General features: G+C 42.0%; 10 protein-coding genes. All 10 read left to right on the forward strand.

Features of this window, described 5'->3' with window-relative positions; all coding sequences use genetic code 11:
- Positions 1 to 36 precede the first annotated feature (36 nt).
- Complete coding sequence (locus HC965_RS22045; RefSeq protein WP_191033490.1) at positions 37 to 2274, forward strand: histidine phosphatase family protein; 2238 nt, start codon at positions 37 to 39, stop codon at positions 2272 to 2274.
- Complete coding sequence (locus HC965_RS22050) at positions 2261 to 3583, forward strand: mannitol dehydrogenase family protein (RefSeq protein ID WP_191033491.1); 1323 nt, start codon at positions 2261 to 2263, stop codon at positions 3581 to 3583. Before HC965_RS22045 ends, HC965_RS22050 begins: the two co-directional genes overlap by 14 nt.
- 21 nt (positions 3584 to 3604) lie before the next feature.
- Positions 3605 to 4690 (forward strand): SGNH/GDSL hydrolase family protein, encoded by a 1086-nt coding sequence (locus HC965_RS22055; protein ID WP_191033492.1) that lies wholly within the window; start codon positions 3605 to 3607, stop codon positions 4688 to 4690.
- On the forward strand, positions 4687 to 5715 hold the full coding sequence (locus HC965_RS22060; protein ID WP_191033493.1) for a zinc-binding dehydrogenase: 1029 nt from the start codon (positions 4687 to 4689) through the stop codon (positions 5713 to 5715). Before HC965_RS22055 ends, HC965_RS22060 begins: the two co-directional genes overlap by 4 nt.
- Before the next feature lie 4 nt (positions 5716 to 5719).
- A complete protein-coding gene (locus tag HC965_RS22065; RefSeq protein WP_191033494.1) occupies positions 5720 to 6586 on the forward strand; it encodes a carbohydrate kinase in 867 nt (288 codons plus the stop codon).
- 303 nt (positions 6587 to 6889) lie between these two features.
- Positions 6890 to 7480 (forward strand): RNA polymerase sigma-70 factor, encoded by a 591-nt coding sequence (locus HC965_RS22070; protein ID WP_191033495.1) that lies wholly within the window; start codon positions 6890 to 6892, stop codon positions 7478 to 7480.
- Positions 7481 to 7551: 71 nt separating this feature from the next.
- Positions 7552 to 8565, forward strand: coding sequence for a FecR family protein (locus HC965_RS22075; protein WP_191033496.1), 1014 nt, complete (start codon positions 7552 to 7554; stop codon positions 8563 to 8565).
- Between the two features lie 276 nt (positions 8566 to 8841).
- Entirely contained in the window at positions 8842 to 12207 is a 3366-nt protein-coding gene (locus HC965_RS22080) for a SusC/RagA family TonB-linked outer membrane protein (protein ID WP_191033497.1), read from the forward strand.
- Positions 12208 to 12217: 10 nt separating this feature from the next.
- Positions 12218 to 13873 (forward strand): RagB/SusD family nutrient uptake outer membrane protein, encoded by a 1656-nt coding sequence (locus HC965_RS22085; RefSeq protein ID WP_191033498.1) that lies wholly within the window; start codon positions 12218 to 12220, stop codon positions 13871 to 13873.
- 31 nt (positions 13874 to 13904) lie between these two features.
- A complete protein-coding gene (locus tag HC965_RS22090; protein WP_191033499.1) occupies positions 13905 to 14903 on the forward strand; it encodes a family 43 glycosylhydrolase in 999 nt (332 codons plus the stop codon).
- Positions 14904 to 14907 lie beyond the last annotated feature (4 nt).

A 14907-nucleotide genomic window follows, 5' to 3' on the forward strand; every position in this document is an offset into this window, starting at 1 on the left:
GAACATAATCATACTTTAAATTTATAGAGCATACTTATGAAAAAAATATATTTGTCTGTCGTGTGCTTATTGGTCTCTATTCCCCTTATCGCCCAGTTGTATGTTGAGCCGGAGAAGGAAGTAGAGTGCTCTGTCTTCTTGGCAAAGGAAGGACGGGGGCGAGCACAGCAAGGACTTGAAATATGGGATGATTACATATTCTCGTGCGAGGATGGAGGGCATGTGAATATATATGATTTCAAAAGTGCAGATTCGAAACCCTTAGCAGGCTTTGAACTGGCTTCCTCCCATCCTGACAACCATGTAAATAATGTATGTTTTGGTGTTGAGACAAAACGAGGAGCATCATTTCCTTTACTATATATAACAAATGGCAAGGTAGGAAGTGAATTGGAATGGTTGTGTTTTGTAGAGAGTATAACTCGCCGTGGGAAACGTTTTAGCAGCGAAATTGTACAGACAATCGAACTAGATGGTTCGAAGTGGGCGGAGAAAGGGTATGTCTCTATCTTCGGAGCGCCGAGTTGGCTGGTCGATCGGGAACGTGGCTTTATATGGATATTTTCGGCACGTAAGCGTACGGTAGCGAAAGTGACAAAGAATGCATGGGAGAACCAGTATGTCGCCACCAAGTTCCGCATACCATCGTTAAGTGAGGGTGCAAAGGTGCGGCTTGACCAAAATGACATTCTTGATCAGGTGGTGTTTCCCTATGATGTATGGTTCACGCAAGCGGGCTGTATGCATGATGGTAAAATATACTATTGCTTCGGAGTTGGGAAGCAAGATGACAACCGTCCTTCCTGCATCCGGGTGTATGATACTGATACGCGGACAATTACTGCACGATACAATGTGCAGGAACAAGTCATTTACGAACCGGAAGATATTGTGATAAAAGATGGAGCCATGTATGTCAATACCAATACAAACGCAAAAAAGACATCCGACCTTCCTTGCATATTCAAACTCTCTCTTCCGAAAGAAAAGCCGATAGCGGAGAATCCTCTTGACGAGATACGCAGGGAACCGGAACGTGCAGGTGGCGTGTATTATGTGACCGATCTTTCACATACGGTTACGCCGGCACCAAAAGGCTATAAGCCATTCTATATAAATGGTTATTTCCGTCACGGAGCACGTCAGATAGACGATGCGGTAACTTATCCTGCCATATACGGCGTATTGGAGAAAGCTCATGATACGAACAACCTTACAGACTTCGGGAAGGCTCTATACGAACGCCTTGAACCGTTCAAGATGAATGTGTTCTATAAAGAAGGTGATCTGACACAGATCGGTTATCGCCAGACGCGGGAAATAGGCCGAAGAATGGTACAAAACTATCCTGAAGTATTTGAAAACCATCCTTGTTTGAAAACTAACGCGACAAATGTACTTCGAGTGGCAGCTACAATGCAATCGGTGAATTCGGGGATTTTGTCACTGAAACCCGAGCTTGAATGGGCAGAGATAGACAACTCTCGTTCGTTTCTTACCACACTGAATCCTTATGGCAATGTATGTCCCGACAGAAGTCCGCTCGATAAATATATACTTGGTAAGGAAAATAGTTGGTCTAAAAAATATCATTCATACATAGATGAAAAGTTGGATGTTGATGTTTTTTTCACAAGGCTATTTATAGACATTACACAAATAGAAAGCGAGTATGATAAATATGACCTTGTCCATCGCTTCTGGTTAATGGCGTCGCTTATGCAATGTCTCGACCGGCAAGTGCCTATCTGGGATATCTTTACAGAAAAGGAAATATTGGCTTGGGCAGAAATCGAAAACTATAAGTATTTTGCGCAGAAGGGGCCTGAACCCGTATCCCACGGGAGGAGTTGGGGGCTTGCATCGCGCACGTTACGTCATCTATTAGACGAATCTGCTGAAGATATTGCTCGTGAACGTCATGGTATAAATCTCAACTTCGGACACGATGGCGTTCTTATGGCCATCTTGACAAATCTACAGGTTGGGACGTGGGCACGTGAGGCAAGTAATTCCAAAGAAGCTTTGCAGAGCTGGAAGTATTGGGATATTCCGATGGGGGCGAATCTTCAGATGATATTTTATCAATCGGAAGACAGTTCGGATATTCTAGTCAAGTTTATGCTGAATGAAAAAGATATTCAGCTGCCGCTTGAAGCGGTTGAAGCATCTTATTACAAATGGAACGAGGTTTATAAATTCTATATAGAACATTGCGACAAGGTTGAAAGATCACTTGCCGAAACATTGAAATTATCATATGGAGACTTTTAAATACAATCGTGCTGAAATTAAAGCCGGAATAGTACATTTCGGCGTTGGGAACTTCCACCGTGCACATCTCGAAGCTTACACAAATCTTTTGCTTGAAGATCCGTCACAAAAATGCTGGGGGGTGTTTGGGGCAATGATTATGCCTACAGACGGGCTGCTGTTCAACGCCCTCAAAGAGGAGGATGGCATATATCAGTTAACGACATGCAGCCCTTCCGGCGAACGACATAGCATGTTGATTGGCTCTCTTATCGAACTCGCATGGGGGGAAATGGATAGTGAGCCGATTATTGCTAAAATAGCATCGGAAGAGATAAAAATCATCACCTTAACCATTACTGAAGGGGGATATAAGGCCGATTTGGATAAACCGCGCACTGTATTCTGGTATGTAGCCGAAGGACTTAAACGTCGAATGGAGCAAGATTTGCCGATTACGATTCTTTCGTGCGATAACATGCAACAGAATGGCAATGCTGCAAAATGTGCGTTTATGTCATACTTCGAAGCGAAATATCCCGAGGTGGCAGCGTGGGCAGAAAAGAAAGTGACGTTCCCCAATTCGATGGTGGATAGAATCACTCCTGCGACAAAATCGGGGAAGATTACTAATGTGTGCTGTGAAGATTTCATACAATGTGTCGTTGAAGATAATTTCATTGCAGGCCGCCCTGCATGGGAGAAAGTGGGAGTTACATTCACGGACGATGTGACCCCGTATGAAATCATGAAATTAAGTCTTCTCAATGCATCGCATACACTTTTATCTTATCCTGCCTATATGGAGGGATTTAGGAAGGTTGATACTGTATTGGCAGATGAGAGGTACCGCACAATGATAAAGTTGTTTATGAACAGGGACGTCACTCCTTATGTTCCGGTTCCCGAGGGAGTTGATCTTGAAGCGTATAAAGATTTGCTTATCAAACGATTCTCAAACAAGGCGATAAGCGATCAAGTATCGCGACTTTGCGGTGATGGCATCGCGAAGTTTGCAGTCTATGTAGTACCCATACTCAAACAGATGTTACGGGATGGAAAGGATATTTCGATAGAGGCTTTCCTGGTAGCTGTTTATTGCAAATATCTTATAGGTGCACACACGGAGTCTGGGGAGAATATAACTATTTTCGAACCTCACATTACTCCGGCGGACAAGATGCTGATTTCCGGAGGATCACCAGTTGAGTTCTTGAAAATATCGCCTTTTGTGTCATTGGAACTAGACAAATATCCTGTATTTATGGAAAAGTATGAGCTGTTTTATGGCATGAGCGTAGCAGAAGGATTAAAGGTCTTATTGCAGTAAACAACTAAAAACAACAAAACCATGAAGAAGTTTTTTATTCCGGTTGTTCTGTTACTGTTGTGTGTAGTATCGGTTTCGGCACAAAAACAGATTGAAGCATCTACACTTAACCTGATAGGTAAGCCGTTTGAATTGACCCCCAATCCATATCATAGAGTCGATACATTGGTTTATAAGGGTTTTAATCGGACGGAGAATCGGCAAGTTCGTTGCCCGGCTGGTATGGCTGTACTGTTTAAAACAAACACACGTAATATACATATTACGACAAAGTGGGGGTATGTATATTCGAGTAACTCGACAATGCCAATCTCTTATAAGGGATACGATCTTTATATCAAAAATGCGGACGGACAATGGCAGTATGCGGCAAGTGGTTCATCGAAAGCGTATAAAAGTGAACGTATTGAGACGTTTGCACTTATAGAGAATATGGATGGTACAATGCACGAATGCATGATGTATATGCCGATGTATTCAGAGGTTATTTCTTGTAAGATAGGGATAGATGACGATGCTGTTATCGAGTCGTTGAAGTCGGATTTTCGGCATAAGATAGTGGTATATGGCTCTTCATTTACGCAAGGGGTAAGTACGGAACGGTCAGGCATGAGTTATCCTATGCAATTTATGCGTAATACAGGTTTTCAAATCGCGTCGCTGGCAACAAGCGGACGTTGTTTGATGCAACCATACATGACAGACATCCTTGTGGAGATAAAGGCTGATGCTTTTATATTCGATACATTTTCGAATCCTGATGCAGAACTGATAAAAGAGCGCCTGATGCCGTTTATCGATCGGCTCATAGCAGCACATCCGGCCACTCCGTTGATATTTCAGCGTACTATCTATCGCGAACGACGCACATTCGACACAGTTCTTGATGCGAAAGAACGGGCTAAGGCCGCAACTGTAGAAGAGTTGTTCGCGAAAATTCTTGTTGACCCGAAATACAAAGATGTTTATCTGATTACGCCTAATGCCTCCGATGCACATGAGACATCGGTCGATGGAACTCACCCTAATAGTTATGGATATACACTTTGGGCTAAGTCGATAGAGGCTTCGGTAATAGAAATCTTAAATAAATATGGAATAAAATGAGACAAGCCGTATTAGTAGAACCGAAACATATAGAGTTTCGTGAAGTCGAGGCACCTAAAGCGTCAGACTTGAAAGAACATCAGGTTCTTCTGAACATAAAACGAATAGGTATTTGTGGAAGTGAAATACATTCTTATCATGGATGCCATCCGGCAACTTCCTACCCGGTAGTTCAAGGGCATGAGTATTCGGGAGTGGTAGTCGCTACGGGGACGGCGGTCACGATATGCAAGTCGGGCGATGTTGTTACTGCACGCCCGCAACTAGTGTGCGGGAAGTGTAAACCTTGTAAAAGAGGCGAGTACAATATTTGTGAAGAACTGAAGGTGCAGGCCTTTCAGGCAAATGGAGCCGCACAAGATTTTTTTGTGGTAGATGATGACAGGATTGCAGTGTTGCCTAAAGATATGCCGCTTGATTATGGTGCTATGATAGAACCGGTGGCAGTTGGTGCGCACGCAACCGTGCGTGGCGGCGACTTGAAAGGTAAAAATGTGATTGTATCGGGTGCCGGAACGATTGGCAATCTTGTGGCTCAGTTCGCAAAAGCCAGAGGAGCGAAACAAGTTCTAATTACTGATGTGAGTGACTTCAGACTTGAAATGGCCCGTAAATGTGGCATAGCGAATACGCTTAATGTAGCTAAGACACCATTCAAGGAAGGAGTTAAGAGTATTTTTGGAGATGAAGGTTTCCAAGCCGCATTCGAAGTCGCCGGGGTTGAGTCAAGCATTTGTTCACTCATGGAATGTATTGAGAAGGGGAGTACCATCGTTGTGGTAGCAGTATTTGACAAAGATCCATCGCTTAGTATGTTTTATTTAGGAGAACACGAATTGAAACTAAACGGAACGATGATGTATCGCCATGAAGATTATCTTACAGCTGTCGATATGGTAAGTTCGGGATCTATCCATCTCGAACCGCTTATTTCGAATCGCTTCCTGTTTGAACAGTATGACGAAGCATACAAATTTATAGACGAGAACCGTGCGACATCCATGAAAATAATTATTAAATTATAAAACCATGAAAATAATAGGTATAGGAGAAGTTGTTTGGGACTGCTTCCCGGAAGGTAAAAGACTTGGCGGAGCACCTATCAATTTCTGTTTTTTTGCAAAAGAGTTGGGAGCAGATTCGTATCCTGTTACGGCAATAGGTGAAGATGAACTTGGTGATGAAACGATTGTGGTGCTTAAAAAGACCGGACTTGATTTAAGATATGTTTCTCGTAATTGTTTGCCGACGGGTAAAGTGCTCGTGTCGTTGAATGAGGCTGGCGTTCCGCAATATAACATTGTTGAGAATGTTGCTTGGGATGCAATCGAGTGTAGTCGTGCAACAATGGAGCTTGTTAGCGATGCGGACGTTGTTTGCTGGGGCTCTTTGGCACAGCGAAGTGAGAAGTCACGTACTTCAATCTTGAAGTTTATAGATGCTGTGCCGAACACATCATTGAAGGTTTTTGATATTAATATCAGGCAACATTTTTATTCGACAAACTTAATTGTGGAATCATTGGAAAAGGCAAATGTTCTCAAATTAAATGAGGACGAGTTGCCGTTGCTGATTTCTCTTCTTTCCCTTTCGACTGATTTTGTTGAAGCTATCGCAGAACTTATTTCTCGTTTCTCACTTAAATACGTCATATTTACGCAGGGCGCAGTACGCAGTGGAATATACGATGCAAGTGGGGAGGTTTCATCCATCGACACGCCCAAAGTCGAGGTAGCCGATACTGTAGGTGCAGGCGATTCGTTTACTGCTACCTTTGTCGTTAACATGCTTAGAGGTGAATCGGTGGTAGAATCGCACCGCAGGGCGGTAGATGTCTCGGCATATACTTGTACACAAAGAGGAGCAATCAATCCACTACCCGACAGTCAAAAGTAATGATACTGTATCTTTGGAAAGAAGTAAGTAGGATATATCGAAATCTTCGATTAAAGGAGAATATGTCATAGTGTGAGGATGAGATAAAAGAGATAGGTACCTAAGTGCTTATCTCTTTTAATTTGGGGATTTATATTGTTCAGGATTGATTTTTACTCTGGTTGATAGCTTATTTTTAGAACTGAATATGATAGGATATATGGAATATAAGTACTCTTTATCCTTCAGGAGATACTTGTATAGATATTAGGTTAATTAGGACAATTTCTCTAAATTTGCGGCATTAACTCGACTAATACATCCATGGAGCATACTGAAACTTTAATAATAGAGCAGTTGAAACTAGGCAATGAAGATGCCTGGCAATACATCTATGACCATCATTATGCCCTGTTATGTCATATTGCCAATAGTTATGTGAAAGATCAGTTCGTGGCTGAAACCATTGTCGGAGATACCATTTTTCATGTTTGGGAGATTCGTGAAACCTTGGAAATATCCGTTTCCATCCGTAGCTATTTGCTAAGGGCTGTCCGCAACCGCTGCATTAATTATTTCAATTCAGAACGGGAAAAGAGAGAAATCGCGTTTTCCGCCCTTATGCCTGATGAAATATCGGATGATAAAATCATATTGACCGACTCGCATCCATTAGGCATGTTATTAGAACGTGAACTGGAAGAAGAAATCTATAAAGCCATTGATAAACTTCCCGACGAATGTCGTCGTGTATTCGATAAAAGTCGTTTTGAAGGAAAATCATACGAAGAAATATCTCAAGACCTCGGTATCTCCATTAATACCGTTAAATATCATATAAAGAATGCGTTAGCTTTGCTTCAAAAGCACTTGAGTAAATATCTGGTTACTCTATTTCTATTTTTCTTCAGTTAAAAACGAAAATAAATCATATTTTGACTACCCTCAATTAGAAAACTACTGTCTCCTTTATAGAAAGCAAGAATATGGAAGAAGAAAAAAAACATATTGACGAACTGATTGCAAACTATCTGACCGGAGGTTTGGATGAAAATAATTTGTCTGAACTAAAGGCATGGATAGCTGCATCGGCTGAAAATGAGACCTATTTTATCCAGCAACGGGAAGTCTGGTTTTCAGCCGTGAGTCGTGAAGCTGCATCCATATATAATAAGAATAAAGCATTTGATACTTTCAGAGAACGCATACACAGCTCGAAGAAAGAGCAGAAACCTTTCCGACAGGGATTCCGCTTATCAGCCATGTGGCGTTATGCGGCAGTCGTCGCAGTGATAATCGCCGTAGGATACCTTTCATATTGGAGAGGTGAAGTAAATGTAAAAGATACCTTCGCCGATATTTCAGTAGAAGCCCCTTTAGGATCGAAAACCAAACTTTATCTGCCGGATGGCACATTAGTATGGCTCAATGCCGGTTCACGAATGACCTATTCGCAAGGATTCGGAGTTGATAACCGTAAAGTCGAACTGGAAGGAGAAGGTTATTTTGAAGTCACGCGAAATGAAAAGATTCCTTTCTACGTAAAAACGAAAGACCTGCAACTGCGGGTATTGGGAACGAAATTTAATTTCCGGGACTACCCTGAAGACCATGAAGTCGTTGTTTCCTTATTGGAAGGAAAAGTCGAACTGAATAATATGTTGAAAAGCGAAAAAGAAGCCTTCCTGGCACCTGACGAAAGAGCCATATTAAATAAGTCAAACGGACTCATGACGGTAGAGTCGGTAGCAGCATCCAACGCTTCCCAGTGGACTGACGGTTACTTGTTTTTCGACGAAGAACTTCTGCCCGATATAGCCAAAGAACTGGAACGCAGCTACAATGTGAAGATTCACATAGCCAATGATTCTTTGAATAACTTCCGTTTCTACGGCAACTTTGTTCGTCGTGAGCAAAACATTCAGGAAGTACTGGACGCACTGGCATCCACCGAAAAAATACAATATAAAATTGAAGAACGCAATATAACTATCTATTAACCGGTTACCAGAGACGATATAATGCTATGATTGTTTAACCTTAAAAAAAATGAGGAATATGAGTAAAGGAAATAATACGGAATAATCTTTAGAAAGCCAATAAGGAGAGATCATAATAAAAGCCGGAAGATCTCGAACATCTTCCGGCTCTTGAATCTCTTCTTTCAACAACTATCAAGTACGAATATGTTTTCAAGAGAGATAATGCAAAGTTAGCAAAATACATCTCTTTTAAAACGAGTTATTCAAGTTTTAATTAAATAATTTGTTTATTTTATGAATTACAGGAAGAAGGCCATATTAATGGTCGTGGCTCTCTTTTGCCTTAACATAGCCATATTGGCTCAGGCTGTTTCATTGAAAATGAATAATGTTTCAGTGAAAGAAGCAATGACGCAATTGAAGAATAAAAGCGGATATTCTTTTGTATATAAAGTCGGTGACCTGGATACAAAGAAAACCGTGAATGTAAAGGCAGAGCAGTTGAATGAAGCCATCGATCAGATATTGTACGGGCAGAACGTCATCTATGAAGTAAAGGGAAAGAACATCATTGTTCAGAAAAGGCAAGAGCGGCAGAATACCTCGCAAGACGGTAAGAAACGCAAAATCACAGGAGTCGTGAATGATGCAAATGGAGAACCTATTATTGGTGCTACGATAAAAGAGAAAGGAACCAACAATGGAACCGCATCCGATCTGAATGCGAAGTTTTCCCTGGAAGTATCACCGGGAGCTATCCTGGAAGTATCTTATATCGGTTATCAGACACAAGAAGTAAAAGTAGGAGAGCGGGTTACCCTCTCTATTACGCTCAATGAAAATCAGCAAATACTGGATGAAGTGGTAGTAGTCGGCTATGGTACTACCTCCCGTAAAAACCTGACTACCTCTATTGCAACTGTCAAAACAGAAAAGATATCGAAAGCTGCTACCAGCAATATTTCCGGGATGTTACTCGGACGTGCTGCCGGTTTGCAGGCCACCGTTTCCAGTCCCCAGCCGGGTGGTGGCATAAACATATCCATTCGTGGTGGCGGTACTCCTATCTATGTTGTAGATGGAGTCGTCATGCCCGGCGGATCTTTCGAAGTCGGCACGGGAAGCACTTCCCTTCCGTCTTCAGTCAATCGTGCCGGATTGGCAGGATTAAACCCCAATGACATTGAGTCTATTGAAATCCTGAAAGATGCTTCTGCCGCAATCTACGGTATCGGTGCGGCAGATGGCGTTATCCTGGTTACGACTAAAAAAGGAAAGACAGGAAAACCGACGATTGTCTATGAAGGAAGTTACTCCATACAGAAACATTATCCCTATCTGGATGTGCTGAACGGCTCTGAAATGATGAATATGGTTAATGTCTTTAGCAGGGAGAACTATTTATATGATAAAGGCCAATATCCTTATGGAAATACAGCCTATGATGGGAAATGGATACCTATCTTCACCCCGACGCAGATAGCCAATGCACCGACTACCGATTGGGTGGATCAAGTCTTGAAAACAGGTGCGGTAACCAATCATAACCTGACCATTAGCGGAGGTTCGGAAAAGTTTAAATACTATTTAGGAGTTAATTACTACAAAGAAGATGCTACCGTTCATAATTCGGATATGCAACGTTATTCTTTGCGTACAAACATAACTTCCCAGTTGACAGACTTTTTGAAGTTAACCACTATAGTCAACTTGAATCAGAACAATTATACAAATTCAACTGTCGGCGGAGATGTCGGAAACTTGAGAGACCAGGGAGCCGGAGCACTTTTCGGAGCAATATTCTATCCCTCATATCTTCCCATATATGACGATGAAGGGAAATATAACGTTTTTAGCCGTACGCCCAATCCCGTTTCCATGCAGGATATAAATGATAAATCCGAGCAAAGCGGATGTTATATGAATTTCTCATTGGATGTTGATATTATTAAGAATATGCTTTCAGCCAGAGTTCTATATGGTTTGAATAAGGAAAATACCTCCCGTGATTCCTATATTCCTTCTGATATTTACTATGCACTACAACGCAAATCCAGGGGAAACTTAGGATATGGAAAGAGGCAGCAAAGTACACTGGAAGGAACATTGACCTTTCAACACAAGTTTGGAGAAATTGTAGATATGAACTTGATGGCAGGTATGGGACGTTATCTTGATAGTGGCGATGGTTCGGATTTATCTTACGAGAATGCCAATGACCATATTCAGGGAAGTAGTGTCGGGATGGCAGACGGCCCTTTCTATCCGACCTCATATAAATATAAGAATGAAAAGAGATCCCAATTTGTTAGAGGTAGTTTCGATTTATTCGGGCGATATGTAGTATCCGCTTCATTGCGTCGTGATGGTACGGATAAATTCTTTCCCAGTAAGAAATATGCCCTGTTTCCATCCGTATCTCTTGCGTGGAAAATGAATGAAGAGTCGTTTATCAAAAATATCTCCTGGATCAATATGTTGAAACTAAGAGCCAGTTATGGTGAAACAGGTAGTGACAATTTGGGTACCACTTTATATGGTATTGTGACTACCACCCGTGAGGATGTCCAGTTCAGCAACAATTCTGTGACCTATATTCCGTACATACTGTCCGGTGCCAACTACGAAGATGTGACCTGGCAAAAGACAGTAATGAAAAACATCGGATTAGATTTCTCTATTTTCAGAGATAGAATCTGGGGTAGTATAGATGTATTCCGTAATGACGTAACCCATTTGCTGGGAACGGCTCCGACTGAACTATTAGGGATGCACGGAACGCGTCCGATTAACGGAGGACATTATAAACGTACCGGAGTAGATGTGAGCTTGAATTCATTGAATCTCCAGACCCGCGATTTTAAATGGACATCTCAGATTACGATGTCTCATTACAATGCAACATGGATAGAGCGTATGCCCAATTACGATTATCAAAAATATCAGAAAAGGAAAAATGAGCCGATGAATGCATACTACTATTACAAAACGACAGGTCTTATCAGTATGGATAAGAGTAATATGCCCGAATCGCAACGCTCGTTGGGTGCTGCCGCATGTATGCCCGGCTATCCTATCATTGAGGACAAGAATGGTGACGGAATAATTGACGTGAATGATTCCTATATGGACAATCAGCTTCCGAAGTTATATTTTGGATTTGGTAATACATTCACATGGAAGAACTTTGATTTGGATATATTCATGTACGGACAGTTAGGAGTGAAGAAATGGAATAACGCCTATAGTTATAGTGCTGATGCAGCCAATCTTTCCAAAGGAGTCGATGCTCATAATGTTGGTATCTATTCATATTATATATGGAATACCCAAACAAATCCCGACGGACGTTTCCCCGGAATCGCCATAAACAAGTCAGTGGCTTTACCCGAAAATCTGGGTATTGATTATTTGAGGGAGAATGCATCTTACGTACGTGTAAGAAACATTACTTTAGGATATAATCTGGGTCCCAAGGAATTGTCTGTATTTAAAGGATATATAAGAGGAATACGTGTATTCGTTGATTTTCAGAACCCTTTCACATTCACCAAATATAAAGGCTATGACCCTGAAATCAATACATCTTCTTCCAATTTAACCGGAGGACAATATCCACAGATGAGAGTTTATTCAATAGGTGCAAAGTTAACTTTCTAAACTTCAAGCTATGAAATCTAATAAATTATGTCGTATGAAAAAGAAGATTTTTTTACCAATGCTTGTTTCCTTGCAACTATTATTCGGAAGTTGTGAGAATAATTTTGATCCTTATATTTACGGGGCTCTGTTGCAGGGCGAATATCCGTCTACAGAGCAGGAATATGTTTCTTATATGATGGTTTGTTACTTACCCTATACCACGGTCTGGACATATGATATGGGCTCAGGTGGTTTGCAACATGGCATACATATACCGTCGGGAGGGGCAGTGCGTATGTTTGATACCGCTTCCGATATATGTGCGCCTGCTACGACAGTCGGAGCAGACTGGGAACGGTTCAGTAAAGGAGATTATAGTAACTGCTTTTACTACAGGCGTGGAAATGTGGACGATGGTGGCAACTTGAACCATTTCCCGAAAACAGCCCAGATCACCCGCATGACAGAAGTGATCGGAACGCTGGAAAAAGCTCCCCTGACAGCCTTGACAGAAGAAAAGAAGAATAACCTAATCGGAGAAGCGCGTCTGTGTCGCGGACTGATGATGTACTTCTTGCTGCATGTCTATGGTCCTGTTCCGGTGATTTTAGATCCTGAGAAAGTAATTGATCCGGAAGCTTTGTCAAATACCGTACGTCCATCTTTGGATGAAATGACCCAATGGATAACGGATGACTTGGAGTTTGCCGCAAAGAACGCCCCTGAAGTTGCTCCCGACTTAGGACGCTATACACGTGATTATGCCCGTTTCTGCCTGATGAAACATTGCCTGAACGAAGGTGAACATATGGAAGGCTATTATCAAAGAGCCATTGATATGTATAATGAACTCAATACAGGCAAGTATGATCTGTTTAAGACTGGAAGTACCCCGTACGTCGACCTGTTTAAGAACGCCAATAAGTTCAACGAAGAGATAATTATGGCCGTTAGCTGTAGTCCCACTGCGGATGGTAATCCGAAACATGGAAACGCGAACCCTTTCCTGATGTGGGCATTGCCGTCTGACATAGCCAAAGGTGATCCTTTCCCAATGGGAGGCGGATGGTTCCAGGCGTTCAGCATGGATAAGAAATACTATGACGCTTTCGAAAGTAATGACGGGCGGTTGAAGACTATTGTTACCAGTTATAAAGATAAAAATGGAGTGACAGTCAATAAAGATAACCTGGGAGTGCGGTGGAACGGATATATCATGAATAAGTTTCCCCAAGAAACAATGACGACCTTTCAGGGCACAGACATTCCTTTGGCAAGATGGGCCGACGTATTGCTAATGTATGCGGAAGCAGAAGTACGTAAAAGCGGAACTCTTCCCACTATGGCTGCCAAAGAAGCTGTGAATAGTGTACGGCGAAGAGCGGGGCTTTCAAATTTGCCGGACGTGGCAACCAACACCAAGGATGCATTTTTGAATGCTATCTTGATAGAACGGGGACATGAACTCTTTTATGAAGGTAATCGTAAGATTGACCTGATCCGTTTTAATAAGTATGCCCAAGAGATGTATAAAGCCAAGGGAGTTTTGCCAACTCATCAATATATGCCGGTTCCTAACTATGCGGTTGAGCAGGCAGTATCTTACGGGAAGGAACTGAAGCAGACTTGGGAGCGTTCCGGTTGGGCGGACGACAAGAGTAAAGCGCAGCAAAATATAAATTAAACCTATTAACTAAATTAAAGATATGAAACGTATGAGTTACTATATAATCGGTCTGTTATTGTCACTGATAAGTTGGGCATGCTCAGATAATGCAGAAACAAATAGAGATGAAATACCTGTGGAAACAAACGGTGGATATTTATTCGCCTTCATGTCCAATGCCAATTATGGAAAATTATTTTATGCCGTTTCACGGGATGGAATCAACTGGGAAACGCTCAATAAAGGTAGAATTATCAATAGTGCCTATATTGGACATCCGGACATTTGTCAGGGACGTGACGGAGCTTACTATATGATTGCGGTGAATCCGTTGGCATTATGGCGTTCGGAAGATCTGGTGACATGGACTACTACCGGGATGGATGAAATGATTTTTGATCGCAGTAATGCGCAGGGATTTTATACCACTTATTATTGGGGAGCACCCAAAATGTTTTACGACAAAGATAGCGACCAGTATATCATAAGCTGGCATGCCTGCAATGACCCGGATAAAGACGACTGGGACAGTATGCGCACTTTGTATGTACTGACAAAGGATTTTGAAACTTACACAGAACCTCAGAAGCTGTTTAACTTTACAGGTACAGATGAGAGTATGGCTATCATTGATGCTATTATCCGTAAGATAGATGGTGTGTATTATGCAATCATGAAAGATGAACGCGACCCGAGTGACGCTCCGGAAACAGGCAAGACTGTACGTATAGCTACTTCCTCCAACCTGACAGGTCCATATACGAACCCGGGAGCTCCTGTCACTCCGAATGATATGATGCGTGAAGCGCCTATTCTCGTTGAGAGACCCAATCATAGTGGTTGGTTTATTTATGCGGAGTCCTATGCGAGCAGACCTTATGGCTATCATTTATTTCAGTCGGAGTCTATAGATGGCCCATGGAAAGAGCGCACTTTCTCCGGTCCAAATGTTAAGGACGGTACGGAAAGATCCGGCGCAAGACATGGCTGCATTGTAAAAGTGAACGAAACGATTTATCAGGCTGTGCTGAAAGCATATAAAAAATAAATGT

Source organism: Bacteroides sp. GM023 (genome assembly GCF_014750685.1).
In the GTDB taxonomy this organism is placed as follows: domain Bacteria; phylum Bacteroidota; class Bacteroidia; order Bacteroidales; family Bacteroidaceae; genus Bacteroides.

Coding starts and splice junctions, on each gene's coding strand:
- HC965_RS22045 (WP_191033490.1), top strand. CDS start 37: ATGAAAAAAATATATTTGTCTGTCGTGTGCTTATTGGTCTCTATTCCC.
- HC965_RS22050 (WP_191033491.1), top strand. CDS start 2,261: ATGGAGACTTTTAAATACAATCGTGCTGAAATTAAAGCCGGAATAGTA.
- HC965_RS22055 (WP_191033492.1), top strand. CDS start 3,605: ATGAAGAAGTTTTTTATTCCGGTTGTTCTGTTACTGTTGTGTGTAGTA.
- HC965_RS22060 (WP_191033493.1), top strand. CDS start 4,687: ATGAGACAAGCCGTATTAGTAGAACCGAAACATATAGAGTTTCGTGAA.
- HC965_RS22065 (WP_191033494.1), top strand. CDS start 5,720: ATGAAAATAATAGGTATAGGAGAAGTTGTTTGGGACTGCTTCCCGGAA.
- HC965_RS22070 (WP_191033495.1), top strand. CDS start 6,890: ATGGAGCATACTGAAACTTTAATAATAGAGCAGTTGAAACTAGGCAAT.
- HC965_RS22075 (WP_191033496.1), top strand. CDS start 7,552: ATGGAAGAAGAAAAAAAACATATTGACGAACTGATTGCAAACTATCTG.
- HC965_RS22080 (WP_191033497.1), top strand. CDS start 8,842: ATGAATTACAGGAAGAAGGCCATATTAATGGTCGTGGCTCTCTTTTGC.
- HC965_RS22085 (WP_191033498.1), top strand. CDS start 12,218: ATGAAATCTAATAAATTATGTCGTATGAAAAAGAAGATTTTTTTACCA.
- HC965_RS22090 (WP_191033499.1), top strand. CDS start 13,905: ATGAGTTACTATATAATCGGTCTGTTATTGTCACTGATAAGTTGGGCA.